The organism is Maritalea mobilis (assembly GCF_019800885.1).
Lineage (GTDB): Bacteria > Pseudomonadota > Alphaproteobacteria > Rhodobacterales > Rhodobacteraceae > Roseibacterium > Roseibacterium beibuensis.
Window position 1 is genome coordinate 496,627 of sequence record NZ_JAHVKE010000002.1, and the last position, 26,126, is coordinate 522,752.

Genomic DNA, 26,126 nt, shown 5'->3' on the forward strand with positions numbered 1-26,126 from the left:
GCAATCATTGCCGAATCGACGGGGCGCGGATTGGCACCACACATTCAGCCGCTCGGACACAAAAGAAACACGTCGCGACCATCAACAGGGTTGGTGGGACAACATATCATGCTGCACTGCGACAACGTGATGCCGCGTCACGATTGACCCGGGCGCGCCTGTCCAATACGCCTTCGCGAAAGATTATTGCGCGAAACGCCCTGCCAAAGGGGCCTGACGACGACAGCCAAGGGGAAGAGGATGTCCGATATCGAACGCGAGAGCATGGAATATGACGTGGTCATCGTCGGCGCCGGCCCATCTGGCCTGTCCGCTGCGATCCGCCTCAAGCAGATCAACCCCGATCTCAATGTCGTCCTGTTGGAAAAGGGCTCGGAAGTCGGTGCGCATATCCTGTCGGGCGCCGTGCTGGACCCGGTGGGCCTGAACCAGCTGATCCCGGACTGGAAAGAAAAAGGCGCGCCGCTCAACACGCCGGTCGAGGATGACAAGTTCTACATCCTCGGCGAAGGCGGCGGTATTCGCATCCCGAATTCGGTCATGCCGCGCCTGATGAACAACCACGGCAACTACGTGGTCTCGATGGGCAATGTCTGCCGCTGGCTGGCGGAACAGGCCGAGGAACTGGGCGTCGAGATCTTCCCGGGCATGGCCTGTTCGGAACTCGTCTACGGCGAGGACGGCGAGGTCAAAGGCGTCGTCGCGGGCGAATTCGGCAAGAACCCCGATGGCACGCCCGGTGACGGCTACGAACCCGGCATGGAACTGCACGGCAAATACGTCTTCCTGGGTGAGGGCGTGCGCGGTTCTCTGACCAAGGAGGTCATGGGGAAATACGGCCTTCAGAACGGCAAATGCCCGCAGAAATTCGGCATCGGCATGAAGGAGATCTGGGAGATCGACCCCGCGAAGCACAAGCCGGGTCATGTCATGCACACGATGGGCTGGCCGCTGGGCAAGAACGCCGGGGGCGGGTCCTTCGTCTATCACCTCGAGAACAACCAGGTCTACGTGGGCTTCGTGGTGCACCTGAACTACGAGAACCCGTATCTTTCGCCCTACCAGGAATTCCAGCGCTTCAAGCATCACCCGATGATCGAAGAGCTGTTGAGGGGCGGCAAGCGCGTGGCCTATGGCGCGCGCGCCATTTCCGAAGGCGGCTGGCAGTCGATGCCCAAGGCCGTTGCCCCGGGGGCTGCGATCCTCGGGTGCGGCGTGGGCCTGGTGAACGTGCCGCGCATCAAGGGCAACCACAACGCCATGTTGTCCGGCATCGAGGCCGCCGAGGCCGCCGCGGCCGCCATCGCCGACGGACGCTCGGGCGACGAGTTGACGGCCTATGACGACTACATCCACGAAGACGGCCCGATCGCCCGCGACCTCAAGCCGGTGCGCAACGTCAAGCCCCTCTGGTCGCATTACGGCATCATCGGCGGCGTCATCCTCGGCGGGATCGACATGTGGGTCGGCAGCCTGACCGGCTGGAACCCGTTTGGCACGCTCAGGCACCACAAGTCCGACGCGGCCCATACCGGCAAGGCGAAGGACTTCAAACCGATCGACTATCCCAAGCCGGACGGCAAGATCAGCTTCGATCGCCTGACCAATGTCAGCTTCTCGATGACCAACCACGAGGAAAGTCAGCCCTCGCACCTGCAACTCATGGATCCCGAGATCCCGATCAAGGTGAACCTGCCCGAATACGCCGAGCCCGCGCAGCGTTACTGCCCGGCCGGTGTGTACGAGGTCGTCGAAGAAAAGGGCGAGGCGCCGCGCTTCGTCGTGAATTTCCAGAACTGCGTCCACTGCAAGACCTGCGATATCAAGGACCCGTCGCAGAATATCAACTGGACGGTCCCGCAGGGCGGCGACGGGCCGAATTACCCGAACATGTGATGAGCGGATGGCAGGCCACCGGTCGGGGCGCATTGCCCTTGCCGGGGCGGCGGCCTAGTCTCCTCTGCGACGACCTTAGGAGAGCTTGCATGACCCCGTTTCGCCCCCTTGCCCGCGCCGGCTTGATCGCCGCGGCCCTTGCCCTGACCGGCCAGGCTGCCCACGCGCAGGAAGAGGGCGCTGCCGCCCGCAGCCCGGATATCGGATTGGCCGGTTCCTACCTTGCCGCGCGCGCTGCCGTCATCTCGGGGGACCATGCCGAGGCAGCCGAGTATTTCGAACGCGCTTTGCTGTCTGACCCGGGCAATCCAACACTGATCGGCAACGCGGTCTTCGCCAATGCCGCGCTCGGCCGGTTCGACCGCGCCGCGGCGCTTGCCGAAGACATGCCCGCCGATGCGCAGGGGCAGGAACTGGTCGACCTTGTTCGCTTTGTCGAATGGATCCGCCTGGACGAGATGGAGCGTGCCGCCGCAGCCATGGCCGAGGGGTATGGCGCCGGACCCTTCGTCGACGGGTTGGCCTCTGGTTGGATCGCGCTGGGTGAAGGGGACATGACCGAAGCCGTGCGCACCTTTCAATCGCTGGCCGACGACCGTGTCCTGTCGCAGTTGGGGTGGCTCCACCTCGCCCTTGCCCAAGCCGCTGTCGGAGATTTCGAGCGCGCCAATGAGATCCTGTCCGGAGACCAGATCGGCCCGATCAACCAGACCGAGCGCGTGATCGCCGCCCGCGCGGAGATCCTCGTGCAACTTGACCGGCGTGGCGATGCGCTAGACCTGCTCGATGGCTTCACGCAGCGCGTTCCCGACCCCGCATTGCTTGAGCTTCAGGCTCGGATCGGGGCCGGGGCCGAGGGGCCTTACGCGTTCGTCACGGATGCGAGCGAAGGACTGGCCGAGGTTTTCTTCACCGTGGCCGTGGCGCTCGGCAATGACGTGCCCTCGACCCTGCCGCTGATCTATGCGCAGGCCGCCACCGAGATTGACCCCGAGCATTACGACGCGGCGATGCTGGCGGCCACGCTGCTGTTCGAAGCGGAGCAGAACGACCTCGCTGCCGCAGCGTTCGAGACTGTGCCCGAAGGCGCCGATCAATATGTCGAAGCCCAGATGGGCCGCGCCGAGGCGATCGAGGAGATGGGGGATATCGAGGCCGCCACGGCGGTACTCGCCGACCTTGCAGCCGCGCGCCCCGACCTTGCCAGTGTTCTGGCGGCATATGGCGACATGCTTCGCCGTGGCGAACAATGCGGCATGGCGATCGACGCCTATACCGATGCGCTCGACTTGGTGGACACGACGCAGCCGCGCTACTGGTTCGTCTATTACGCGCGCGGGATCTGTAATCATCGCGAAGACAACTGGGATGCGGCAGAAGACGACTTGCGCCAGGCCCTCGTGCTCAACCCCGAGCAGCCGCAAGTCCTGAACTACCTCGGCTATTCGTTGGTCGAACAGCGACGCAATCTCGACGAAGCCCTCGACATGATCGAACGCGCTGTCGCCGCGCGCCCTGACAGCGGTTACATCGTGGACTCGCTTGGTTGGGTATTCTACCGCCTCGGCCGCTATGACGAAGCCGTCGAACCGATGGAGCGTGCGGCGGAGCTTCTTCCGACCGACCCCATCATCAATGACCATCTCGGCGACGTGTACTGGATGGTCGGCCGGGAACGCGAGGCGCGCTTTCAGTGGGAACGTGCCCTCAGCTTCGATCCGGAGCCGGAGGAAGCCGAACGCATCCGCCGCAAGCTGGATCTGGGTCTCGACCGCGTTCTCCAGGAAGAAGAGTCGGTCGGCGAAACCCAGTGATCGAACGTGCTGCCCCCGCAAAGGTCAATCTTGCGCTGCATGTGACAGGGCGGCGGGACGATGGATATCACCTGCTCGATTCGTTGGTGGTCTTCGCTGATATCGACGATCGCATTTCGGTGCGCGATGCGCCGGAGCTGTCCCTATCCGTGACTGGGCCGCGTGCAGCCGGTGTGCCGACCGACAGCTCGAACCTTGTCTGGCAAGCGGCCGAGTGGTTGGGGCAGCCGGACGGCGCGGCGATCACGCTGGAAAAACATTTGCCCCATGCGGGTGGTATCGGCGGCGGGTCGTCTGATGCTGCGGCCACGATCCATGCCCTGTGCTCGCTTTGGAACAGACCACCCCCCAGCCCGGAAGAGACGCTCTCGCTCGGCGCCGACCTGCCAGTGTGCCTTTTCGGGAAGCCGGCCCGCATGCGTGGGGTCGGAGAGGTGATCGAACCGCTTCCCCCGCTCCCGCCGCTGTGGCTGGTTCTCGCCAACGCCGGTGTCGAGGTGCCGACGGGGCCTGTCTTCAAATCGCTTGAACGCACCGACAATCCGCCTTTGCCAGAGCCCGATTGGACCGATCTTGCATCTTTGGTCGAGTATCTGTGCCGCGCAAGAAATGATCTTGAACCGCCGGCCCGCGCGCTTGTCCCTGACATCGAACAGGTCATCGCCCATCTCAATGCGCAGCCCGGCTGCCTCATGGCCCGAATGAGCGGGTCCGGTGGGACCTGCTTTGGCCTGTTCGCGCATGAGGAGGCTGCGCGCATGGCCGCCGCTGTGATCGGCAAGGCACATCCCGCGTGGTGGGTCGACGCCGGGGCTGTTCTCGCGGCGTAGGCCGTTTCGCCGAATAATCTTCTAGAAGATTATTCGGCCTCAGTTCAGCCGCGCGACCACGTAATCGGCGAGGTCGATCATCATCTCGCGCAGGGGATGATCCGGAAGGATCGACAGGGCGGATTTCGCCTCGGCGACATAGGCATTGGCCACGTCACGGGTTTCTTCCAGCGTGCCGTGGCGGCGCAGCAACTCCAGCGCGTGTTCAAGGTCGCCATCCTGCTGGTCGCCCTTTTCGATGGTCCGTTTCCAGAAGGCACGTTCGTCTTCATCGGCGCGGGCCACGGCACGGATCACGGGAAGCGTCAGCTTGCGCTCACGGAAATCGTCGCCCGTGTTCTTGCCGATCTCGCCGCCGGTGCCGCCCCAGTCCAAGAGGTCGTCCGCCATCTGGAACGCAATGCCCAGACCGTCGCCATAGGTGGCGAGCGCTTTGATTACGTCTTCATCCTTGCCGGCGATCACCCCGCCGACCTCGCAGGCTGCCTCGAACAGCGCCGCGGTTTTGCCGCGGATCACCTGCAGGTAGATCTCTTCGGTCGTGGCGAGGTTCATGGCGGCCGTAAGCTGAAGCACTTCGCCCTCGGCGATCGTCGCGGCCGCGTTGGACAGGATGTTCAGGACCCGCAGGTTTCCGGTCTCGACCATCAACTGGAACGACCGGGCGAACAGGTAATCCCCGACGAGAACGCTCGATTTGTTGTCCCACAGAAGGTTCGCCGTGGGGCGACCGCGCCGTTTCTCGCTTTCGTCAACCACGTCGTCATGCAGCAGCGTCGCGGTGTGGATGAACTCCACCGTCGCGGCCAGTTTCTGATGCGCATCGCCTTCGTAGCCACAGAGCCGTGCGGCGGCCAGCGTCAGCATCGGTCGCACGCGTTTGCCACCGGCTTCGACCAGATGCGCCGTCACCTCGGGAATGCGCGGCGCGTGTTTCGAGGCCATCCGGGCGCGGATCAGGTCGCCGACGGCGGCCAGATCGTCAGCCAGTGCGGCCTGCATCCGTTCATGCGGTTTGGTGGCGGCGTCGTCGAGGCTCATGCGCCCAGTCCTTCCGTGTCACTCGACAAGCGCGGGCAGGGGGCCTACATGCCGAAACATGCTTGAGGTGATGCGCAGCAACGACCCGACCCAGATCGCCTTTGCCTCGGCGCTGTTGTCGGGCGAGGGTATAGAGGTGTTCGAGATGGACGTCCATATGAGCGTCCTCGAAGGCTCCATAGGCGTTTTGCCGCGCCGCCTGATGGTCCGGCGCGAAGATGCGCACATGGCCCGGGCGGCGCTGCGCGACAACGATCTTCCGGTGACAGAGTGAGCGAAGCGGGCCTGACCCGCGATGCGTTTCTCGGCGGGCGTGTGCAGGCATGGCAGCCCGCGAAAGGCTATCGCGCGGGGACGGACCCTGTGTTTCTTGCGGCCGCTTGCCCGGCCAGGCCCGGGGAGGCGGTCCTCGAACTGGGCTGCGGGGTTGGCGTGGCTTCCCTTTGCCTCGGCGCGCGGGTCGAAGGCCTGCACATCTCGGGCGTGGAGCGTCAGCTCGCCTATGCCGATCTGGCGCGGCGCAACGGGCTTGACGTGGTCGAGGCCGATCTGACCGCTTTGCCGCCGGATCTGCGCGCGCGCAGTTTCGACCATGTCATGGCCAACCCACCCTATTTTGCCGAAGGGGATGGCACCCCGGCCAGCGATGTCGGCCGCGAGGGGGCGTTTCGCGAGGATACGCCCCTATCCGCGTGGATCGAGACCGCTCGCGCCCGCTTGAAGCCCAAGGGTTGGCTGAGCTTGATCCAACTGGCCGAGCGTTTACCCGAATGCCTGACTGCCCTGTCCCGTGGTTTCGGCTCCGTCGCTGTTCTGCCCGTGCAATCGCGCGCGGGCCGGTCTGCGGGGCGGGTCCTGATCCGGGCGCGCAAGGGCGGGAAGGCCCCGTTCAGGCTGCTGGCGCCTTTCCTGGTACACGAACAGCCGCATCATCTGTCAGATGGCGACGACTATACCGCGCTTGCCGCCGCGGTGCTGAGAGACGGCGCTTCCATAGATTTTCAATAAAACTGGGGCGCCTTGGCCCGCGCGACCGCCGCTTAAGCATAATCCAATCGAATGCAAGGGATGACACGACTCGGATTCCGTGCTGCACTCGTGATGTGAATGTCACATGTCAGAGGAGGACTATCCATGTCGCTTGGTGCACATCTTCAGGAACTCAAGAAGAAACATGCGACTCTCTCTGCCCGTGTCGAAGAGGCTGAGCGCAGTCCCGGCACCGACGACCTCACCATTCGCGCGCTCAAGAAGGAAAAGCTGCGCCTGAAAGAAGAAATCAGCCGTCTCGACGCCTGATCGGCCTGGCGCGGCCGCAACGGTCGCGCCGCCTGCCGCGCCTGGTATGATGCCGGCCTTTGTGCCGGGCGAAATCCATTGCGCTATCGGCAACCGGACAAACCCTGCGCCACGGTATACAAAGGTCCGCAATGCGACCTTGTTTTCCTTGGCTCCGTCAAGCATTGCATTTTTGGAAAACCGGGCTTTCCGCCATTCATCTGGTGGCGGAACCCATGCTGACCTAATTGTGTCGGCAGGGGAGGTGAAGACCTTTGTTGGAAAGGACGACACCGATGTACGTGATCTCTTCTCAGACGCATATCCATGACGTAGTTGCCCGCGCCAAGCGCGAGCGCGCGAAATATGTTGCCGGTCTGGTTGGGCGCATCTTTCATCCGCACCGCGGCTGATCGACAGATCGTCGAAAGCGAAAAAAGGCCGGGCGTCCACCCGGCCTTTTTCCTTTTTTGGGTATGCTATCCGGTCAGACGAAGAACTGCGCCCCGTTGGCCGAGATCGTCGAGCCATTGATGAAGCCGGCATCATCCGAGGCGAGGAAGACGACGCAACGCGCGATCTCTTCCGGTTCACCCAAGCGGCCCGCCGGGATCTGCGCGATGATCGATTCGCGCACCTTTTCCGGCACGGCCATGACCATCTCGGTCGCGATATAGCCGGGGCAGATCGCGTTGGCCGTGATGCCGGCGCGTGCGCCTTCCTGGGCCAGCGATTTCACGATGCCCAGGTCGCCCGCCTTGGTCGCGGCATAGTTCACCTGCGCGAACTGGCCCTTCTGCCCGTTGATCGAAGAGATGACGATGACGCGACCGAACTTGCGCTCGCGCATGCCGGGCCAGAGCGGGTGCACCGTGTTGAAGACGCCGGTCAGGTTGGTGTCGATCACTTCGTGCCACTGTTCGGGGGTCATCTTGTGGAAGGGCGCGTCACGGGTGATGCCGGCATTGGCGACGACCACGTCGATCGGGCCAAGATCGGCTTCGACCTTTGCCAGACCCTCCTTGGAGGAGTCGTAATCGGCCACGTTCCACTTGTAGGTCTTGATCCCGGTCTCTTCCGTGAACTTCGCGGCTTTCTCGTCATTGCCGGCATAGGTCGCAGCGACCTCATAGCCCTCGGCTTTGAGCGCCTTGGAAATGGCTTCCCCGATTCCACGGGTGCCGCCGGTGACGAGCGCAACTTTTGCCATGTTCTCCTCCGTTTTGGCTTTGTTCATTGGAAACTTTGTTATATTGCTGCGCTCGCAAACGCAACATTGTTGCTCATGCAGAAAGCCAGTTTTCTGCGTCACTTACGCCCAGATCCCAGGTGTCGCGCAGTTTCCGGGGATCGGTGAAATCGATCTTGTCGGCGGGCGTCTCATTGCTGGGCCAGATGTAGAACCGGTTTTCCATCTCGGGCAGACGTTAATAGGGGCGAGTCAGCAACACCCATGTGACGCCCTCGTTCGGGTCCGGCATGGGGGCTTGATCGGCCATGCCGCCATCGACCACGCGTTTGCCGTCCCATAGCGGCGGTTCGAAAACCGGTGGGATGACGGCAGCCGCCGTGATCAGGTCGACCAGCCGCCCATGACGCGCGGCCTCGTTCGCATCCACGAGATGGGCCTGAAGGCCCAGCTTCTCGGCCCAACTGAAATGCGGGGAATTCACGGTGTGCAACTCGGCCTCGTAGGCGGCGGCCAGTGCGGTGCCCGTCAGCGTCGGATGCCCCGTTTCGGGCGGATGGGCAATCTGGATCTGGAATTGCGCAGCTTGCGCGACCTTGGCGCAGGCCGCATGATCCATCACCTGGGCGACGACATCGCAGTAAATCTTCTGATGCGGGGTGATTCCGTCGCTATCGGCATCGAAGAGATCAAGATTGTGATCCCGTTCCTCGAAGGCGCTGCACATCTCGTCAAGCAAGCGTTCTTCGACACCTGCGATCCAGGCCGCACCGGCAAGTGCGCCACCGCTGACGCCGGTCATACGCTGTGGCGTCAGCGTCCGCTCCTGCCCGATGCGAGACAGGAACCCGCCCTGCCAAAAACACCGCAGGCCACCGCCCGAAAAGACGATCTGCTCCGGGTCCGGTAGGTCCGGCATCATGAAAAACGGGCCCCGGAGGGCCCGTTCGTTGCCTTGACTGAGATCAGGGGCGTTCGACGCACAGCGCCACGCCCATGCCGCCACCGATACACAGGGTCGCAAGACCCTTCTTGGCGTCGCGACGCTTCATTTCAAACAGCAGCGTGTTCAACACGCGGCAGCCCGACGCCCCGATCGGGTGACCGATGGCAATCGCGCCGCCGTTCACGTTCACGATCGCCGGATCCCAGCCCATGTCCTTGTTCACGGCGCAGGCCTGCGCGGCGAAGGCTTCGTTCGCTTCCACGAGGTCGAGGTCGTTGACCGACCAGCCGGCCTTTTCCAGCGCCTTGCGCGAGGCATAGATCGGACCAACGCCCATGATCGACGGATCGAGGCCCGCCGTCGCGTAGGAGGCAATCCGCGCCAGCGGTTCGATCCCGCGCTTTTCGGCGTCGTCGGCGCTCATGAGCAGGGTCGCCGCCGCGCCGTCATTCAGGCCCGAGGCGTTGGCCGCTGTCACGGTGCCGTCCTTGGTGAAGGCGGGGCGCAGCTTCTGCATTGCTTCCATCGTGGCGCCGTGACGGATGTACTCGTCGTTGTCGACGACGATATCGCCCTTGCGCGTCTTGATGGTCACCGCGGTGATCTCGTCGGCGAAGCGGCCTTCCTTTTGCGCGGCCTCGGCCTTGTTCTGGCTGGCAACGGCGAACTCGTCCTGTTGCTCGCGGCTGATCTGCCATTTCTCGGCGACGTTCTCGGCGGTCTGGCCCATGTGATAGCCGTTGAACGCGTCCCACAACCCGTCCTTGATCATGGTGTCGACGTATTTCATGTCGCCCATCTTCTGGCCTTGGCGCAGCGCGGCGGCATGGGGGCTCATCGACATGTTTTCCTGCCCACCGGCCACGACCATCGACGCATCGCCCAGCATGATGTGCTGCGCACCAAGCGCCACGGCGCGAAGGCCCGAGCCGCAGACCTGGTTGATGCCCCAGGCGGCGCTTTCCTGCGGGAAGCCCGCGTTGATATGCGCCTGGCGTGCGGGGTTCTGGCCCTGCGCGGCGGTCAGCACTTGGCCAAGGATCGTTTCGCTGATCTCGGCCTTGTCGACGCCAGCGCGTTCGACCACGGCCTCCAGCACGACGCGCCCCAACTCATGGGCGGGCGTGTTCGCGAACGACCCCAGGAAACTGCCCACGGGCGTGCGTGCGGCCGAGGCGATGACGACATTGGTCATGGAATCCCTTTCCTTCCTAACTCGCCCCCCAAGCCATCCTGCCGAACGGGGGACCTCCGTGTCTCACACGCATTGATAGAGTTAGGTCCAGCGCGACACAACGGGCAGTATGTCCTAAGGGCAACCTCCGCGCAAAAGCTGCGCCATCGGCCTGACAGCTTAGGCACGGCGTGCCTCGGCCGCGTCATCCTTGCGCCAGGGCGGGTTCAGGGACGGGGCCCCATAGTAGTAGCCTTGCAGGCAATCGACGCCAGCTTTGGCCAACCATGCGGCCTCTGCTTCGGTTTCGACGGCTTCGGACACGACCAGCATGTCGAAATGCCGACCGAGCGAGATGAGCACCTCGGTCAGCACCTGGTTATCCGCGTCCCGGTCGATATGGCGCGTGAACTGCCCGTCGATCTTCAGAATATCGAAGCAGAACTGCTTGAGGTGGCGAAAGGCCGTGTAGCCTGCGCCGAAGTCATCCAGGGCAAAGGTGACGCCCTTGTCCTGCAATTCCTCCATGAAGATGGCCACGATCTCGGGCATCAGCATGGCCGAGCTTTCGGTGATCTCCAGGATCAGCCGCTCGACGGCGCCGGGGTGCTGCTCGAGGTATCTGCGCAGCGTCGCCATCCAGCCCGGGTAGCCGACTGATCTGGCCGACATGTTGATCGACAAGCGCAGATCGGGTGTTTCCACCAGCGCGTGCAACCCGGCTTGCAGCGCAGCGCAATCGATTCGACGCCCCAGGTCGGTGTCTTCGACCGCTCCCATGAAATCACGCGCGGGAATGATGCGACCGGTCTCGTCGAGGATGCGGATCAACCCCTCCCAGAACGCAACACGGCGGCCATCGGCGCGCAAAACCGGCTGATAGGCCAACATCGCATCCCCGCGGGCCAGTGCCTGCTCGACCATGGCCAATGTCCCGCGATCGCGCTCGGTGATGGCAGCCTCCAGGGGACTGCCCATGCCCGGTTCCGCCAGCTCGCGCCGCATCTCATCACCTCGTCTCATGATCTGCATGGACGTGATGGCCCGCCATCCCTTAAGGAAGGATGAAATTTCACTTTTTGCTTTTATTTGAAGGATAAACCGATGGGGCTGGACGAGACGGAGCGCTGCGGCTGGTGCGGGACCGACCCCCTCTATGTCGCCTATCACGACACCGAGTGGGGCGTGCCGGAACGCGATAGCCGCGCGCTTTGGGAAAAGCTGATCCTCGACGGTTTTCAGGCCGGGCTGAGCTGGATCACCATCCTGCGCAAGCGCGAGGCCTTTCGCGAGGCGTTCGAAGGGTTCGATCCCGAGGTGATCGCGGGATGGGGCGAGCCCGAGGTCGCGCGGCTGTTGGGCAACCCGGGGATCATCCGCCATCGCGGCAAGATCGAAGCGACCATCGGCAATGCCCGCGCGTTCCTTGCGATGGAGGCGCAGGGCGGGTTCGCCGACGCGATGTGGGCCTATGTCGGCCAAAGTCCGATCCAGAACCATTGGCGTACGCTGGCCGAGGTCCCCGCCTACACGCCCCTATCCGAACGCATGTCAAAGGACTTGAAGAAGGCCGGGTTCCGGTTTTGTGGGCCGACCATCGTTTACGCGTGGATGCAGGCAACGGGTATGGTCAACGACCACCTTGTCGGCTGCCCGCGCCATCCGCAGGTCGCGGCCCTCGCCATGCCGCAGAAGTAACGCGGAAAAACGCGAGTTTTTCCGGCCGTTTTCCTCGAGGAAAACGCCCGCTCACCCTTCCGCGATCAACGCCTCGATCAAGGCGATAGCCTCGGGGCTGGCCCAATCGGCATCGCCGCGCAGGCGCGCGATCTCTTGACCGTCGCGGTTCAGGATAACGGTGATCGGCAGGCCGAAAACGCCCATCTCCCGCGCGATCTGCTGGTTGATGTCGCGATACTGCGGAAGGGCGGTGACCCCTTCTTCTTCGAAAAAGCGCCGGATCGCCTGAGGCGGGTTGCGCCCCGTGGCGAGCGTGACCACGCGAAACTCCTCGCTGCCCAAGGTTTCCTGCAACGCGTTGAGGGCTGGCATTTCCTCGCGGCAGGGCGCACACCACGTGGCCCAGAAATTCAGGACGATCACCTGGCCTTCGAAAGCGGCGAAAGTGCTTTCGGTCTCGTCTTCGGTCAGGAAAGGCGCCTCGGAGACGGCCTGCGGTTCGTCATGCAACACGACGCCGCGCATCTCGCCGGTGATCAAGTCCGACAAGTCCTGTGCGGCGGCGGCATTTGCACCGAGGCCAAGGGCGATGTAGAGCACGGACGCGCAAAGACTGCGGATCATTTCAATTTTCCCTCCGAAGGGTCACAGAACATGTCTGATACGGGCTCCAACGCGATGTGGGGCGGCCGCTTCGCCGCCGGTCCGGACGCGATCATGGAGGCGATCAACGCCTCGATCGGGTTCGACAAACGCCTTGCGAAACAGGACATCGAGGGCTCCCGTGCCCATGCCGCCATGCTGGCGGCCACGGGCATCTTGAGGGATAGCGACGCAGAGGCGATCCGGGAAGGCCTGCTCACCGTTTTGTCAGAGATCGAGGGGGGCACGTTTCAATTCTCGACCGCGCTCGAAGACATTCACATGAACGTCGAGGCGCGGCTGAAGGAGTTGCTCGGGGATCCCGCAGGCCGTCTGCACACCGCCCGGTCCCGCAATGACCAGGTGGCGACCGATTTCCGCCTTTGGGTGCGCGACCAGATCGACGCGGCCATTTCAGGGCTGGAAGCGCTGCAACGCGCGCTTCTTGCGCAGGCCGAGGCCGGTGCGGATTGGGTCATGCCCGGCTTTACCCATCTGCAAACCGCGCAGCCCGTCACCTGGGGCCATCACATGATGGCCTATGTCGAGATGTTCGGTCGCGATGCGGGTCGGTTCCGTGATGCGCGCACCCGCATGAACGAATGCCCCCTCGGCGCCGCCGCGCTGGCGGGCACGTCCTTTCCGATCGACCGGCACATGACGGCCGAGGCGCTTGGGTTCGACGCACCCTGCGCCAACTCGCTCGATGCCGTCAGCGACCGCGACTTCGCGCTTGAGTTCCTGTCGTCGGCCACGATCTGCGCCATGCACCTGTCGCGCTTTGCCGAAGAGCTTGTGATCTGGTCCTCGGCCCAGTTCCGCTTCGTCGCCCTGTCCGACAGGTTCTCGACCGGCTCTTCGATCATGCCGCAGAAAAAGAACCCCGACGCCGCCGAACTTATCCGCGCCAAGATCGGCCGTATCCTCGGGGCGAACGTGGCCCTTCTGACGGTGATGAAGGGCCTGCCCTTGGCCTATTCCAAGGACATGCAGGAAGACAAGGAACAGGTCTTCGACGCTGCCGACAACCTGATGCTGGCGCTCGCCGCGATGGAAGGCATGGTCAGCGACATGACCGCGAACCGCCCCGCGCTCGAGGCCGCGGCCGCCAGCGGGTTTTCCACCGCGACCGATCTGGCCGACTGGCTTGTGCGCGAACTGGACATGCCGTTTCGTGACGCGCATCATGTGACCGGCGCCCTCGTGAAACTGGCCGAGGACAAGGGCTGTGATCTGCCCGACCTTACGCTGGAGGAGATGCAGGGCGTCAGCGCGGGGATCACCGAGGGCGTGTTCGACGTGTTGGGTGTGCACAATTCGGTTGCCTCCCGCATGTCCTACGGTGGCACGGCGCCCGAACAGGTCCGCGCCCAGATCGCCCGCTGGAAGGAGAAGCTGGCATGACGTTTCGACTGACCCTGATGATCGCGGCGGTGACCGCGCTTCTGGCCGGGTGCGGGGCCGATGGCGAACCCGAAACACCTGACCGGGCCGAACCCGGCATCGCCATATCCGGAACGGTCGAGGTCGGCGTCTCGGGCAACTTCTGAAACGGTCCCAACGCCCCTTGCATCGGCTTTGCCCGGTCCCCATCATCGCGGTTGAACGCGCGGCATAACGGCCTTACGGTCCTTCAATCGCTGCGAACGACCGAGAACAAATTCACCCGATAGTACAGGTCCCATGGAAAAGATCCCGATGACCCCCGCGGGCCACAAGGCCCTGAATGACGAGTTGAAGCAGCTGCGCTCGGTCGAGCGTCCGGCCATCATCCGTGCGATCGCCGAAGCGCGCGAGCATGGCGATCTGTCCGAGAATGCCGAGTATCACTCGGCCCGCGAAAAGCAGTCTTTCATCGAAGGGCGCATCAAGGAACTCGAAGGGATGTTGGGCCTTGCCCAGGTCATCGACCCCAAGACGCTGTCGGGACCCATCAAGTTCGGCGCCACCGTCGTCCTTGTGGACGAGGACGATAACGAGAAGACCTACCAGATCGTGGGCGAGGCCGAGGCCGACATCGAGAAGGCGCTCCTCAACATCAAGTCCCCGCTTGCCCGCGCCTTGATCGGCAAGGAGGAGGGCGATACCGTCGAGGTCAGGACGCCGGGTGGCAGCAAGGATTACGAGATCCTCAAGATCTCTTACGTCTGATCTGGCGCACGGATGATCCAGCCCACGCCGTTTGTGCCCGTGCCGAGGTCATAGCCGCCCCATGTCTGATGACAGCAAGCCCACGACCCTCGACCTCGGGCTATATGCGCGCGGCGAACCCGAGGGGCGTATCACGCTCGTCGAGATCGTGGCGGCGATCCTGTCGCTGATCTGGCTTGCGGCGGTCGTGGTGTTCGGCTTCCGCGGCGACGCGGCCGAAGGGAGCGCCGGTATCGCGGGGATGGTGCTCTCGGTGCTGGCCGTCCTGCTGCCGGTCGCCCTGATCTGGGTGGCCGCGATGGCCGCCCGAACGGCCCGCGCGCTGCGCCACGAGGCAACGCGCCTGCAGGCCTCGATCGATGCCATGCGCGCCTCCTACGTCGAGCAGCAGCAGAAGCAGGCTTTCGACATCCGGCCCGATCTCGTTCGGAAGCTTGACGAACTCGTCGCAAACCAGGAAGCGGCCGCAGCAGCGGGCGCGGGGCCCGCAACCTTCACCTCGATGCGCTCAACCACCCCGGCAGAAACCCGCGCCGCGGTGGCCCCGCTGGACGACGGCGAGGACACACCCCAACCCGCGCTGGCGCTCGCCATGGCGCAAAACACGGATCGCGAGCCGATCTCGGTCGCCGATTTCATCAAGGCGTTGAACTTTCCCGAGAACGAACACGACAAGGAAGGCTTCCGAACACTGCGCCGCGCCCTCGAAGATCGCGGCACGGAGCGCCTGATTCGGGCCAGCCAGGATGTTCTCACCCTGCTCAGCCAGGACGGGATCTACATGGACGACCTGCGCCCGGACCGGTCGCGCCCCGAGTTCTGGCGGCGCTTCGCCCAGGGCGAGCGTGGCCGTGCGATCGCGGCGCTCGGAGGTATCCACGACCGCTCGTCGCTGGTTCTGGCGGCAGGACGCATGAAGAAAGACCCCGTGTTCCGAGATGCCGCGCACCATTTCCTGCGCCACTTCGACCGCACCTTCATGGAGTTCGAGAAGAACGCCAGCGACGAGGAAATCGCGCGGCTTGCCGATACCCGGACGGCGCGCGCCTTCATGCTCCTGGGCCGCGTGACGGGCACCTTCGATTGAGGCTTGGCCGAAAATCCTTCCGGAAGGATTTTCGGCTCGATGGCGGCGCGGTCCGATCAGGACCTCGGGGGTCTTGGTTTGTAAGCCGGTAGCCGCCAACCATACGCCAATGACCCCGCCCGCAAGACAAACGTGACCGCGATACAGGCAAGGACAGGCACCAATGGGTTGCTGGTCAGGCCCGCCGAGAGGAGTGCCGTGCCCGCCCCTGCCAGCGCAGCGGTCACGTAGAGTTTTCCCGGCCGGATCAGGAGCGGCACCTCGTTCGAGACGATGTCGCGCAACAGTCCCCCGAAGCACCCGGTCGCCACCCCCATCAACAGGACGATCGGCACGCTCTGATCCAGTTCGGTCGCCGCCCGGACGCCGGCCGCGACCGCGATGGGCAAGGCCAGCGCGTCCAGCCATGTCAGGACCGTCTGGCGGCTTTCCAACAGGTGCGCGGTAAAGAAAACGACAACCGCCGCCCCGCAGGCGATGGCCAATGGCGTGGGGTCGGCCATCCAGAACACCGGGTTGCGGTCCAGCAGAACGTCGCGAACGGTGCCGCCGCCAATCGCGGTGAGCGACGCGAGAAAGGCAAAGCCGACAAGGTCGAGTTGCGCCCGGCTCGCCGCCAGCGCGCCCGACAGCGCAAAGATGAGCGCCGAGGCATAGTCGAGCGCGAGAACGGTCGTCATTTGAACGGCTTCATGCCCGCCCGCGCCAATTCGTCGGCGCGTTCGTTTTCCGGGTGGCCCGCATGGCCCTTGACCCATTCCCAGGTCACGTCATGGCGGCGCGCAGCCTCGTCCAGGCGTCGCCAGAGATCCTCGTTCTTCACCGGTTTCCTGGTCGACGTCTTCCAGCCGTTCTTCTTCCAGCTGTACAGCCAGGCGGTGATTCCGCCCTTCACATAGGCGCTGTCGGTCACGACCGTGATGGTCGAAGGGCGTTCCAGCGCCTCAAGCGCAGAGATCGCGGCCAGCAGTTCCATGCGGTTGTTGGTGGTCTGCGCCTCGCCCCCCTTCAACTCGCGCTCCTTGAGGACGGTCTCGCCCTCCCTGGCCTGCAAGAGCGCACCCCAGCCGCCCGGTCCCGGGTTTCCGGAACACGCGCCGTCGGTATAGGCGTAAAGCTCAGCCATGGCGGCGCTCTTTCCTGCGGGGACCGGGGGCCATCACGCTGCAAGAGCCCCGACGATCAGGCAGATCACGACGACCGCGGTCAGCAGGAGGCGCAGGTTCATCCACCAGGACGGGGCGGCCCCGTTGCGTGCGGCTGACCAGTCGATCGGTAGAAGGACCACGAACCCGGCGATCAGGGCGTAAAGCGCGGGCTCGGTCGGACCCGAGGCCGTCAGGAACCCCCAGATCGGCGGCAAAACGGACAGCGCGTAGAAAAGGGTCGCTTTCCGCCCGTCCGTCCTGGCAGCGAAGCCCCAGATCACGCCCGCCATGAAGCTGAGGATCGTCAACCCATAGACCTGCATCAGAACCGGCCCGTTCAGGCGCGGCGGCAGGATGATCGACGACAGCGAGGCCAGATCGGGGCGGATGCTGGTGATCGCGCCCCAGATGAAGGGGATCAGGCCAGCAAGGCCCAGTAGAAGCGGAGTGGTGGGTATGCGCGTCATGACCCGTTATCTGCCCCTCCGCGCGGCGCGGGGCAAGGCCCCTCAGGCGCGTTCGAGGGCAAGCCGGCCCGCAAGGAGCGCGAAGATCGCCGCGAAGCTGCGATTGAGCCAGGACATGACCTTGGCCGAGCCGAGGATCCAGTCCCGCGCGGCGGCGGCGAACAGGCCGTAAAGGACAAACACCACGAAGGTCATGGCCATGAAAGCCCCGCCAAGGAGCAGCGTTTCAAACGTGACTGTCGCGGGGGTGCCGCTGAGAAAGGGCGTTAGAAGAGACAGGAAAAAGATCGACAGCTTGGGGTTCAGGATGTTGATGAGCGCCCCGCGGCGCGCCACGGCAAAGCCCGGTTCGGCCTCGGTTCTCGGCTCGACCCTGAGCGCCCCGCCCGATCGCAGCGCGCTCCAGGCGAGGTAAAGCAGGTAAGCCACGCCCGCGAATTTCACGATGTTGAACAGCACGGCCGAGGTATGCAGCACGGCGGCCAGCCCAAGTGTCGCCGCCAGAAGGTGCGGTACGATCCCGAAGGTGCAGCCAAGCGCCGCCCGGATCGACGGGATGCGCCCACGGCCCAAGCCGACGGCAAGCGTGTAGATGACGCCGTTGCCCGGCGCGATCACGACGACAAAAGCGGTGAGAAGGAATTGTGCCGAGATCACTGAGGTTACGCAGGTACGCGCAGGACGCGCGGCACCTTGAACTCGACGTTTTCCTTGGCGGTCTCGACCAGTTCGACCGTCACGTCGTAGCGGTCGCGAAACGCGTCGATCACCTCGTGCACAAGAATCTCGGGGGCACTGGCCCCGGCGGTGATGCCCAGCGTGGCGATGCCTTCCAACGCGCGCCAGTCGATATCGGTCGCCCGCTGCACCAGTTGCGCATAGTCGCATCCGGCGCGCGCGCCCACTTCGACCAAACGCTTGGAGTTCGACGAATTCGGCGCGCCGACCACCAGCATCGCGTCGGCCTTGGGCGCCATCGCCTTCACGGCTTCCTGACGGTTGGTCGTGGCGTAACAGATGTCTTCCTTGTGCGGGCCGACGATGTTGGGGAAGCGTTCCTTCAGCGCCGCCACGATATCGGCGGTGTCATCCAGCGACAGGGTCGTCTGCGTGACGAAGGCCAGCTGATCGGGGTCGCGCACCTCGACCGTGGCGACGTCGTCGACCGTCTCGACCAGCAGGACCTCGCCCTCGGGCAGTTGACCCATGGTGCCGATCGTCTCGGGATGGCCCTCGTGACCGATCATGATCATCTGAAGGCCATTTTCATGGTGACGCGCGGCCTCGATATGGACCTTGGACACAAGCGGGCAGGTGGCGTCGACATAGACCATCTCGCGGCGCGCGGCCTCGGCCGGCACGGATTTGGGCACGCCATGGGCCGAGAAGATCACGGGCCGATCAAGGGGGCACTCGTCCAGTTCCTCGACGAAGACGGCGCCTTTCTCGCGCAGGTCGTCCACGACGAACTTGTTATGCACGATTTCGTGCCGCACGTAGACGGGGGCGCCCCATTTCTGCAGCGCCATTTCCACGATCTTGATGGCGCGATCCACGCCGGCGCAGAACCCGCGCGGCGCAGCAAGGTAGATGGTCAGTGGCGGCTTGGTCATGGTCTGGCCCTTCGGCGGCGAACGGTCCGGTTTTCTTTGGTCCAGAGGTAAAGGCAGGCGCGGTGCCCGTCCAGCCCGGGGATGCGATGCAGACTGACGCGGGGGCGCCGGTTCCGAAAAGGAAAACACCCGCCGGGGCGGGTGTCTCATGTCTTGGCGATGAAAGCTCGGGCTCAATCGACCTCAAGCTCTTCCTCTTCGCGCTCGGGGCGGGGTTCGCGCGGCGGGCGGCCGATCACTTCCTTGAGCTCGTCCAGCTCGATGAAATTGTCGGCCTGGCGGCGCAGGTCGTCGGCGATCATCGGCGGCTGGCTGCGGATGGTCGAAACCACCGACACGCGCACGCCCTTGCGTTGCACCGCCTCGACCAGCGGCCGGAAATCGCCATCGCCCGAGAACAGGACGATGTGGTCCACATGCTCGGCCATTTCCATCGCGTCCACGGCCAGTTCGATGTCCATGTTGCCCTTCACCTTGCGGCGGCCGGTGGAGTCGGTGAACTCCTTGGCGGGCTTCGTGACCATGGTGAAACCGTTGTAGTGGAGCCAATCGACCAGCGGCCGGATCGGCGAGTAGTCATCGTTTTCCAGAAGCGCGGTGTAGTAGAAGGCCCGCAGCAATTTGCCCCGCTGCATGAACTCCTGCCGCAGCAGTTTGTAATCGATGTCGAAGTTGAGAGCTTTGGCGGCCGCGTAGAGATTGGAGCCGTCGATGAAAAGCGCCAAGCGCTCGTCCCGATAGAACATTGCAAATATCCTATTGCGAATGTGACCCACGGTGGTGTCCCCGCCGGTGAGTGAAGCCGGCGCCCCGCGTGGCGTGAATGGACGGAAAATAGGCATTTGAGAAACAGACGCAAGGCCGAGGGTCCTAATGAACGTTACGTCCGCATAGTTCCGCTGCCGCACGCCAGGCACGGCGGCGGAAATCCTCCTGCCCCAAGGCCTGCGAACTGGCCATGCCAGAGAGATGAGATTGCAATCATCTTGCTGCCGCTGTCATAAGGCCGGGCCGTTTGTGTCCTGCCGGATTGCCCTCATGCCGCTTCCCATCGATGCTACTCCGTTGTCGGCCGAGATTTCCAACGCCGACACCACGGTCTTTGTCGGGTTGGGCGCGAACCTGCCCGGCCCTTTCGGGGCGGCTGCCGAATCGGTGCGTCACGCGACGGAACGGTTGAGGGGCTTGGCGGATGACGTTCTCCATGGCGGTACGCTTTACAGCAGCCCGGCCTATCCTGCCGGCAATGGCCCTGACTATGTCAACGCGGTGCTGGCCGTGCGGGCCGTTGATACCTTTCGTTTCGTGGCGAATGCGTTTGGCATCGAGGCCGAGTTCAACCGCGAAAAGGACCGGGCCGCCGGACGATGGGCGCCCCGTGCGATTGATATCGACATCGTCGCGATCGGGGGAAAGATCCTGCCTGATCCCGCACGGCATGCGGCCCTCCGCGCGAAAGCGCCTTTCGACCGGGTCCTGACAGACGAGGGGCTTGTCGTCCCACATCCGGCCATGCAGGAACGCGCCTTCGTCTTGAAACCGATGGCGTTTTTCGCGCCCTCATGGCGGCATCCGGCGCTGGACCGGACCGCGCTCGAGTTGGCCGAGGCGCTCCCGGCGGATGAACTGGACGCCGTCACGGCGATCACGTGAATTGCGGTTGTCAATAGGCCGCGACGCCTTTATGTAAGCCGTTCGAGATTATCCCAAGCAAGGTCGGAGTGCTCCATGGCCCGCGTGACGGTTGAAGACTGCGTTGACAAGGTACCGAACCGGTTCGAACTGGTGATGCTCGCCTCGCATCGGGCGCGCGAAATCGCCTCGGGCGCGGCGCTGACCGTCGACCGCGACAACGACAAGAACCCCGTCGTTGCCCTGCGCGAGATCGCAGAAGAGACGCAAAGCGCCGAGGACCTGCGCGAGCGTCTGATCGAAAGCCACCAGACCCAGATCGAGGTCGATGAACCCGAAGAAGACGCCATGGCGCTTCTGCAAGGTGTGGAACGTGATCGTCCGGCCGACAACGACATGGACGAAGAGCAGATGCTGCGCGCCTTGATGGAAGCGCAGGGGCAGAAGTAACCCGCCGGTGCCCCCGGCGTTGGTGGGGATGACGACCCGGTCATGATCGACGCCGACGACCTGCTCAGTCTGGTCAAGAATTACAATCCAAAGACCAACGAGGCGCTGATTCGCGGCGCCTACGACTATGCCAAGAAGATGCATGAGGGGCAGACGCGCCATTCCGGCGAGCCCTATTTCACGCATCCCGTCGCGGTCGCGGCCATCCTGACGGAACAGCGGCTGGATGACGCGACCATTGCGACGGCGCTGCTTCATGACACGATCGAGGACACCAAGGGCACCTATGCCGAAGTGGCCGAAAAATTCGGGCGCGACGTGGCCGAACTGGTGGATGGCGTCACCAAGCTGACGAACCTCGAACTCTCCAGTCGCGAGACCAAGCAGGCCGAGAATTTTCGCAAGCTGTTCATGGCCATGTCCAAGGATCTGCGCGTGATCCTGGTCAAGCTGGCGGACCGTCTGCACAATATGCGCACCATCCGCCACATGCCGCCCGAGAAGCAGGCGAAGAAGGCGCATGAAACCATGGACATCTATGCACCGCTGGCCGGTCGCATGGGGATGCAATGGATGCGCGAGGAGTTGGAAGACCTCGCCTTCCGCGTCCTGAACCCCGAGGCGCGCGCCTCGATCATCCGCCGGTTCATCACGCTGCAGAAGGAAACCGGCGACGTCATCCCCAAGATCACCGAGGATATCGAGACGGTCCTCGAAAAACATGGTGTGAAGGCCGACGTCTTCGGGCGCGCGAAAAAGCCGTTCTCGATCTGGCGCAAGATGCAGGAAAAGCAGCTCGCCTTTTCGCGGCTGTCGGACATTTACGGCTTCCGCGTCATCACCGAGACCGAGGATGACTGCTACCGCGTTCTGGGCGCGATCCACCAGCGCTGGCGCGCGGTGCCGACCCGGTTCAAGGATTACATCAGCCAGCCGAAATCGAACGGCTATCGCTCGATCCACACGACGGTGTCCGGTCGTGACGGCAAGCGGGTCGAGGTGCAGATCCGCACCCGGCAGATGCATGAGGTGGCCGAGGCAGGCGTGGCCGCGCACTGGTCCTACCGCGACGGGGTGCGGGCGCAGAACCCCTTCGCCGTCGATCCGGCGAAGTGGCTCGAAAGCCTGACCGAGCGGTTCGAGAATGCCGAGGATCACGACGAGTTCCTCGAGCATGTGAAGCTCGAGATGTATTCCGACCAGGTGTTCTGCTTCACGCCCAAGGGCGATGTGGTCAAACTCCCCAAGGGGGCGACGCCCATCGATTTCGCCTATTCGATCCACACCCGCATCGGGCATAGCTGCGTGGGCGCCAAGGTCGACGGGCTGCGCGTGCCGCTCTGGACGCGGCTGAAGAACGGCCAATCGGTCGAGATCATCACCGCCGAGGGGCAGACGCCACAGGCGACCTGGCTCGACATCGTGGCGACGGGCCGGGCCAAAGCCGCAATCCGGCGCAACCTGCGCGAGGTCGATCGCGAACGCTACATCAAGCTGGGGCGCGAACTGGCCCGCGTCGCCTTCGAGCAGATCAACAAGCGCGCCACCGAAAAGGCGCTGACGACTGCCGCTAAGATGCTGAACCTCAAGGAAGCCGACGAGGTTCTGGCGCGCATCGGCTCGGCCGAACTGTCGGCGCGGCAGGTGGTCTCGACCCTCTACCCCGAGTTGGTCAACGACGATATCGGCGGCGAGATCGAGGAACGCCGCGCGGTGATCGGCTTGCCACCGGGCGCCGAGACGCGCCGCGCGCAATGCTGCCAGCCCGTGCCCGGCGAACGCATCGTCGGCATCACCTATCCCGGCAAGGGCCCGATCGTGCACGCCATCGATTGCGAGGCGCTGGCCGATTTCGACGACACGCCCGAGCGCTGGATCGATCTACATTGGACCGAAGGCCGGCATGCGCCCACGCATAATGTGACCCTCGATGTCACCCTCTCGCACCAAAAGGGCACGTTGGGGCGCATCTGCACATTGATCGGTGAACAGAACGCAAATATCTCGGATCTGCATTTCATTGATCGCAAACCGGATTTCTACCGTATCCTTGTCGACGTGGAAGTGCGGGATGCCGAGCATCTTCACGCGGTGATGATGGCGGTCGAAGCCGATAGCGACGTGGCCAACATGGCGCGCGTGAGGGACCTCGACCGCCGCCCCTGACGGGGTGCGCGGGCAAGAGACGGTCTTGCGACGTGTCGCGGGTCCGAGAAGGAGAGGAAGGGCGTCTTGGTCTTCAAGAGGCGAGACCCAAGGTCGTGGCCAAGGCTCATGGTCGAGGCGTTCTGGCCCCGTGGCGGCTGGGGCCGGGCCTTCCAGTATGTGCAGCACCGTGTGCGCCGCCTTCCGGGAACACCCGAACAGATTGCCCGCGGCGTCTTTGCCGGGGCCTTCACGATCTTCACGCCGTTTTTCGGCCTGCACTTCTTCGTGGCGGCCTTGCTGGCCAAGGTCATGCGCGGCTCGATCCTCGCCGCGCTCCTCGCGACCTTCCTGGGCAACCCGCTGACCTATGTGCCGATCGCGATCATTTCGTTGCAGACAGGTCATTTCTTCCTGGGCACTAGCCCAAGGGGCGAAGTCGACGAATCGATCTTTGCCAAGTTCGGCGGCGCAGCGGGTGATCTGTGGCACAACATGATCGCTGTTTTCACCCCGGCACAGGCGCATTGGGGTGACCTGCGGATCTTCTATAACGATGTATTCTTCCCGTGGATGGTGGGCGGGATCGCGCCCGGCCTTATCTGTGCCCTGACCTGCTATTACATCAGCGTTACGGTGATCCGCGCATACCAGAAACGGCGCGCGGCCAAGCTGCGGCAGAAGATGGAAAAACTTAGTCGTCAGGCTGAGGTCGAAAGGGGTTGAGATGAGCGAGCGCGAACTGAGACTGGGCGTCAACATTGACCATGTGGCCACGCTTCGGAATGCCCGTGGCGGCGCGGTGCCTGACCCGGTCCGTGCGGCCGTCATGGCGCAAGAGGCCGGGGCGGACGGGATCACCGCCCATCTGCGCGAGGATCGCCGGCACATTCGCGACGCCGATATCGACGCGATCATGCAGGCGATCTCGATCCCGCTGAACTTCGAGATGGCCGCCACTGACGAGATGCAGAAAATCGCGCTGGCCCACCGCCCGCACGCCGCCTGTATCGTGCCCGAACGCCGCGAAGAGCGTACGACCGAGGGTGGCCTAGAAGTGGCGGCAGACCAGAACCGCTTGGCCGATTTCATCGCGCCGCTGCGCGAGGCCGGGATCCGCGTGTCGCTGTTCATCGCGCCGGACCCGGCCCAGATCGAGGCGGCGCATCGTATCGGCGCGCCCGTGATCGAGCTGCATACCGGCGCCTATTGCGACCATCATGCCGATGGCGATTTTGCTGCACGGGATGCGGAGCTCGCCCGCCTGATCGACGGGGCGAAACAGGCCGCGGACCTCGGGCTCGAGGTCCATATGGGGCACGGCTTGACCTATGACACGGTCACGCCCGTCGCCGAATTGCCCGAGGTGAAAGAACTCAACATCGGGCATTTCCTGATCGGCGAGGCGGTGTTTGTCGGCTTGCCGGCTGCCATTGCGGAAATGCGCCGAATGATGGAGGCTGCGCGCACCTGATTGCCGCCGATCCAGACCCGGAGATCACACGTGCCGACATTCCCCAGAACCGGCTTCGCCGACGGCGGGTCCTTTGATCCGTCATCGGTGTCACCGCGCGCCGCTCGTGAACTTCAGAAGACCGTGACAAGAGACGCCCCATGATCCTCGGCATCGGCACCGACCTCGCGAATATCGAGCGGATTCAAAAGGCCCTCGACCGGTTCGGCGACCGGTTTCGCAACCGCGTGTTCACCGTGACCGAACAGACCCGGGCCGAGCGGATGAAAGACCCCGCCTCTACCTATGCCAAGCGCTGGGCCGCCAAGGAGGCCTGTTCAAAGGCCTTGGGCACCGGCCTGCGCATGGGGATCGCGTGGCGCGACATGGCGGTCACCAACCTGCAATCCGGTCAGCCGGTGATGGAGGTCACGGGCTGGGCCAAGGAGCGGTTGGAGCAGATGACGCCCGATGGCCATAGCGCCGTCATCCATGTCAGCCTGACCGACGATCACCCCTGGGCACAGGCCTATGTCGTGATCGAGGCCCTGCCCGAGGAAGAAGCCGACAAGCGCCCGCAAATCGGCCCGGTCAGCCGCCGCCGTTTGTCCTAGCGGGCGGGCTTGCTTGACTCGCGCTCGCGCGACCCGCATGAACCCGCCAGAACGACGAGAGGCAGGCAGCGAAAGGGCAACACCCATGGCAGCGTCGAACGCCAAGAAAGACGGCATCTGGGAGACGGTGAAAACCATCGTCTACGCGCTCCTGATTGCGGGCGTGTTTCGCACCCTGTTCTTTCAGCCCTTCTGGATCCCGTCAGGGTCGATGAAGGACACGCTGCTGATCGGGGATTTCCTGTTCGTCAACAAGATGGCCTACGGCTATTCGCGCCATTCCTGCCCGTTCTCGATGTGTCCCTTCGATGGCCGCATTTTCGGGCGCGAGCCCGAGCGGGGCGATGTCGTCGTCTTCCGCCACCCGGTGAATGGCGAGGATTTCATCAAGCGGGTGATCGGCCTGCCCGGCGACCGCGTGCAGGTGATCGACGGGCTTTTGCACATCAACGGGGACCCGGTCGAGGTGACGCCCGAAGCGCCCTTCGAAGAGGTTTACGAACGCCAGGGCCCCATCGGCCATCTGCCGCGCTGTTCCAACGCCCCTGTCGGCGAAGGCGCAATCTGCGAGAAAGAGGCCGCGACCGAAACCCTGCCGGGCGGTGTCAGCCACTCCGTCCTGAACATCCAGGATGGCACGCGCGGCGACAACACGCCGGAATACGTCGTGCCCGAGGGGCACTACTTCGTGATGGGCGACAACCGCGACAACTCCATCGACTCGCGCTTTCCGCAATCGGTCGGCGGTGTCGGCTTCGTCCCGTTCGAAAACCTGCTTGGCCGGGCGGATCGCGTGATCTTCTCTTCCGCCGGGCAGCGCATGATCTATTTCTGGACATGGCGGTCTGACCGCTTCTTCCACCGGATCGATTGACC

Annotated in this window: 31 protein-coding genes; 18 read left to right on the forward strand and 13 right to left on the reverse strand. The window is 64.0% G+C overall.

The window, feature by feature from the left end; all coding sequences use genetic code 11:
- The first annotated feature begins 240 nt into the window (after positions 1 to 240).
- The 3 genes from KUV65_RS11195 (at position 241) to KUV65_RS11205 (ending at position 4,540) form a co-directional block, all read left to right on the forward strand.
- Positions 241 to 1,896, forward strand: a complete 1,656-nt coding sequence (locus tag KUV65_RS11195; RefSeq protein WP_222190635.1) for an electron transfer flavoprotein-ubiquinone oxidoreductase — start codon at positions 241 to 243, stop codon at positions 1,894 to 1,896.
- An 89-nt stretch (positions 1,897 to 1,985) separates the two neighbouring features.
- Positions 1,986 to 3,710, forward strand: coding sequence for a tetratricopeptide repeat protein (locus KUV65_RS11200; RefSeq protein WP_222190637.1), 1,725 nt, complete (start codon positions 1,986 to 1,988; stop codon positions 3,708 to 3,710).
- The gene (locus KUV65_RS11205; protein ID WP_222190639.1) at positions 3,707 to 4,540 is read left to right on the forward strand and encodes a 4-(cytidine 5'-diphospho)-2-C-methyl-D-erythritol kinase; all 834 of its coding nucleotides are present in this window, start codon (positions 3,707 to 3,709) and stop codon (positions 4,538 to 4,540) included. The genes KUV65_RS11200 and KUV65_RS11205 overlap by 4 nt, the downstream gene beginning before the upstream one ends.
- A gap of 39 nt (positions 4,541 to 4,579) precedes the next feature.
- Here the strand turns inward: KUV65_RS11205 and KUV65_RS11210 are convergent, their stop codons facing one another.
- The gene (locus tag KUV65_RS11210) at positions 4,580 to 5,581 is read right to left on the reverse strand and encodes a polyprenyl synthetase family protein (protein WP_222190641.1); all 1,002 of its coding nucleotides are present in this window, start codon (positions 5,579 to 5,581) and stop codon (positions 4,580 to 4,582) included.
- Positions 5,582 to 5,639: 58 nt separating this feature from the next.
- Here KUV65_RS11210 and KUV65_RS11215 point away from each other — a divergent pair, with 58 nt between their 5' ends.
- From KUV65_RS11215 to KUV65_RS11225, 3 genes are all read left to right on the forward strand, one after another.
- Positions 5,640 to 5,855 carry a putative signal transducing protein gene (locus KUV65_RS11215; RefSeq protein WP_222190643.1) on the forward strand — a complete coding sequence of 72 codons (216 nt, stop codon included), beginning with the start codon at positions 5,640 to 5,642 and terminating at the stop codon, positions 5,853 to 5,855.
- Entirely contained in the window at positions 5,852 to 6,589 is a 738-nt protein-coding gene (locus tag KUV65_RS11220; RefSeq protein WP_222190646.1) for a tRNA1(Val) (adenine(37)-N6)-methyltransferase, read from the forward strand. Before KUV65_RS11215 ends, KUV65_RS11220 begins: the two co-directional genes overlap by 4 nt.
- Before the next feature lie 126 nt (positions 6,590 to 6,715).
- Complete coding sequence (locus KUV65_RS11225) at positions 6,716 to 6,880, forward strand: YdcH family protein (protein ID WP_222190648.1); 165 nt, start codon at positions 6,716 to 6,718, stop codon at positions 6,878 to 6,880.
- Positions 6,881 to 7,346: 466 nt separating this feature from the next.
- On the opposite strand, the gene phbB is transcribed toward KUV65_RS11225, so the two are convergent.
- From phbB to KUV65_RS11245, 5 genes are all read right to left on the reverse strand, one after another.
- Positions 7,347 to 8,069 (reverse strand): acetoacetyl-CoA reductase, encoded by a 723-nt coding sequence (phbB, locus tag KUV65_RS11230; RefSeq protein WP_222190650.1) that lies wholly within the window; start codon positions 8,067 to 8,069, stop codon positions 7,347 to 7,349.
- 73 nt (positions 8,070 to 8,142) lie between these two features.
- Positions 8,143 to 8,274: a hypothetical protein gene (locus KUV65_RS18115; protein ID WP_261331736.1), complete on the reverse strand. Its 132-nt coding sequence runs from the start codon at positions 8,272 to 8,274 to the stop codon at positions 8,143 to 8,145.
- A 12-nt stretch (positions 8,275 to 8,286) separates the two neighbouring features.
- Entirely contained in the window at positions 8,287 to 8,970 is a 684-nt protein-coding gene (locus KUV65_RS11235; protein ID WP_222190651.1) for a patatin-like phospholipase family protein, read from the reverse strand.
- A 43-nt stretch (positions 8,971 to 9,013) separates the two neighbouring features.
- Positions 9,014 to 10,189 carry an acetyl-CoA C-acetyltransferase gene (locus KUV65_RS11240; RefSeq protein ID WP_222190653.1) on the reverse strand — a complete coding sequence of 392 codons (1,176 nt, stop codon included), beginning with the start codon at positions 10,187 to 10,189 and terminating at the stop codon, positions 9,014 to 9,016.
- A gap of 159 nt (positions 10,190 to 10,348) precedes the next feature.
- Positions 10,349 to 11,191: an EAL domain-containing protein gene (locus KUV65_RS11245; protein WP_222190655.1), complete on the reverse strand. Its 843-nt coding sequence runs from the start codon at positions 11,189 to 11,191 to the stop codon at positions 10,349 to 10,351.
- Between the two features lie 81 nt (positions 11,192 to 11,272).
- Between KUV65_RS11245 and KUV65_RS11250 the strand changes: the two genes are divergently transcribed.
- A complete protein-coding gene (locus KUV65_RS11250) occupies positions 11,273 to 11,866 on the forward strand; it encodes a DNA-3-methyladenine glycosylase I (RefSeq protein WP_222190664.1) in 594 nt (197 codons plus the stop codon).
- Between the two features lie 51 nt (positions 11,867 to 11,917).
- On the opposite strand, the gene KUV65_RS11255 is transcribed toward KUV65_RS11250, so the two are convergent.
- Entirely contained in the window at positions 11,918 to 12,472 is a 555-nt protein-coding gene (locus tag KUV65_RS11255) for a TlpA family protein disulfide reductase (protein WP_222190666.1), read from the reverse strand.
- 30 nt (positions 12,473 to 12,502) lie between these two features.
- Between KUV65_RS11255 and argH the strand changes: the two genes are divergently transcribed.
- The 4 genes from argH to KUV65_RS11275 all read left to right on the forward strand — a co-directional run bounded on the left by argH (position 12,503) and on the right by KUV65_RS11275 (position 15,728).
- Positions 12,503 to 13,894 (forward strand): argininosuccinate lyase, encoded by a 1,392-nt coding sequence (gene argH, locus KUV65_RS11260; protein WP_222190667.1) that lies wholly within the window; start codon positions 12,503 to 12,505, stop codon positions 13,892 to 13,894.
- Positions 13,891 to 14,040, forward strand: coding sequence for a hypothetical protein (locus KUV65_RS11265; RefSeq protein WP_222190670.1), 150 nt, complete (start codon positions 13,891 to 13,893; stop codon positions 14,038 to 14,040). Before argH ends, KUV65_RS11265 begins: the two co-directional genes overlap by 4 nt.
- A gap of 133 nt (positions 14,041 to 14,173) precedes the next feature.
- The gene (greA, locus tag KUV65_RS11270; RefSeq protein WP_222190671.1) at positions 14,174 to 14,641 is read left to right on the forward strand and encodes a transcription elongation factor GreA; all 468 of its coding nucleotides are present in this window, start codon (positions 14,174 to 14,176) and stop codon (positions 14,639 to 14,641) included.
- Positions 14,642 to 14,702: 61 nt separating this feature from the next.
- Positions 14,703 to 15,728 carry a DUF1627 domain-containing protein gene (locus tag KUV65_RS11275; RefSeq protein ID WP_222190673.1) on the forward strand — a complete coding sequence of 342 codons (1,026 nt, stop codon included), beginning with the start codon at positions 14,703 to 14,705 and terminating at the stop codon, positions 15,726 to 15,728.
- A gap of 56 nt (positions 15,729 to 15,784) precedes the next feature.
- On the opposite strand, the gene KUV65_RS11280 is transcribed toward KUV65_RS11275, so the two are convergent.
- The 6 genes from KUV65_RS11280 to KUV65_RS11305 all read right to left on the reverse strand — a co-directional run bounded on the left by KUV65_RS11280 (position 15,785) and on the right by KUV65_RS11305 (position 19,702).
- A complete protein-coding gene (locus KUV65_RS11280; RefSeq protein WP_222190675.1) occupies positions 15,785 to 16,408 on the reverse strand; it encodes a trimeric intracellular cation channel family protein in 624 nt (207 codons plus the stop codon).
- Positions 16,405 to 16,854, reverse strand: coding sequence for a ribonuclease HI (gene rnhA / locus KUV65_RS11285; RefSeq protein WP_222190677.1), 450 nt, complete (start codon positions 16,852 to 16,854; stop codon positions 16,405 to 16,407). Before rnhA ends, KUV65_RS11280 begins: the two co-directional genes overlap by 4 nt.
- Before the next feature lie 33 nt (positions 16,855 to 16,887).
- The gene (locus KUV65_RS11290; RefSeq protein WP_222190679.1) at positions 16,888 to 17,343 is read right to left on the reverse strand and encodes a DUF3429 domain-containing protein; all 456 of its coding nucleotides are present in this window, start codon (positions 17,341 to 17,343) and stop codon (positions 16,888 to 16,890) included.
- 42 nt (positions 17,344 to 17,385) lie between these two features.
- On the reverse strand, positions 17,386 to 17,997 hold the full coding sequence (locus KUV65_RS11295; protein ID WP_222191267.1) for a LysE family translocator: 612 nt from the start codon (positions 17,995 to 17,997) through the stop codon (positions 17,386 to 17,388).
- Between the two features lie 8 nt (positions 17,998 to 18,005).
- Positions 18,006 to 18,956 (reverse strand): 4-hydroxy-3-methylbut-2-enyl diphosphate reductase, encoded by a 951-nt coding sequence (ispH, locus tag KUV65_RS11300; protein WP_222190681.1) that lies wholly within the window; start codon positions 18,954 to 18,956, stop codon positions 18,006 to 18,008.
- A gap of 173 nt (positions 18,957 to 19,129) precedes the next feature.
- Positions 19,130 to 19,702 (reverse strand): LabA-like NYN domain-containing protein, encoded by a 573-nt coding sequence (locus KUV65_RS11305; RefSeq protein ID WP_222190683.1) that lies wholly within the window; start codon positions 19,700 to 19,702, stop codon positions 19,130 to 19,132.
- Between the two features lie 292 nt (positions 19,703 to 19,994).
- Between KUV65_RS11305 and folK the strand changes: the two genes are divergently transcribed.
- The 7 genes from folK to lepB all read left to right on the forward strand — a co-directional run bounded on the left by folK (position 19,995) and on the right by lepB (position 26,124).
- Positions 19,995 to 20,609 (forward strand): 2-amino-4-hydroxy-6-hydroxymethyldihydropteridine diphosphokinase, encoded by a 615-nt coding sequence (folK, locus tag KUV65_RS11310; protein ID WP_222190685.1) that lies wholly within the window; start codon positions 19,995 to 19,997, stop codon positions 20,607 to 20,609.
- A 75-nt stretch (positions 20,610 to 20,684) separates the two neighbouring features.
- A complete protein-coding gene (rpoZ, locus tag KUV65_RS11315) occupies positions 20,685 to 21,038 on the forward strand; it encodes a DNA-directed RNA polymerase subunit omega (protein WP_222190687.1) in 354 nt (117 codons plus the stop codon).
- A gap of 42 nt (positions 21,039 to 21,080) precedes the next feature.
- Entirely contained in the window at positions 21,081 to 23,204 is a 2,124-nt protein-coding gene (locus KUV65_RS11320; RefSeq protein WP_222190689.1) for a RelA/SpoT family protein, read from the forward strand.
- Positions 23,205 to 23,312: 108 nt separating this feature from the next.
- Complete coding sequence (locus tag KUV65_RS11325) at positions 23,313 to 23,909, forward strand: DUF2062 domain-containing protein (RefSeq protein ID WP_222190691.1); 597 nt, start codon at positions 23,313 to 23,315, stop codon at positions 23,907 to 23,909.
- A 1-nt stretch (position 23,910) separates the two neighbouring features.
- The gene (locus KUV65_RS11330) at positions 23,911 to 24,657 is read left to right on the forward strand and encodes a pyridoxine 5'-phosphate synthase (protein WP_222190693.1); all 747 of its coding nucleotides are present in this window, start codon (positions 23,911 to 23,913) and stop codon (positions 24,655 to 24,657) included.
- 140 nt (positions 24,658 to 24,797) lie between these two features.
- Complete coding sequence (gene acpS / locus KUV65_RS11335; protein WP_222190695.1) at positions 24,798 to 25,250, forward strand: holo-ACP synthase; 453 nt, start codon at positions 24,798 to 24,800, stop codon at positions 25,248 to 25,250.
- Positions 25,251 to 25,335: 85 nt separating this feature from the next.
- Complete coding sequence (gene lepB / locus KUV65_RS11340) at positions 25,336 to 26,124, forward strand: signal peptidase I (protein WP_222190696.1); 789 nt, start codon at positions 25,336 to 25,338, stop codon at positions 26,122 to 26,124.
- Positions 26,125 to 26,126: the final 2 nt, after the last annotated feature.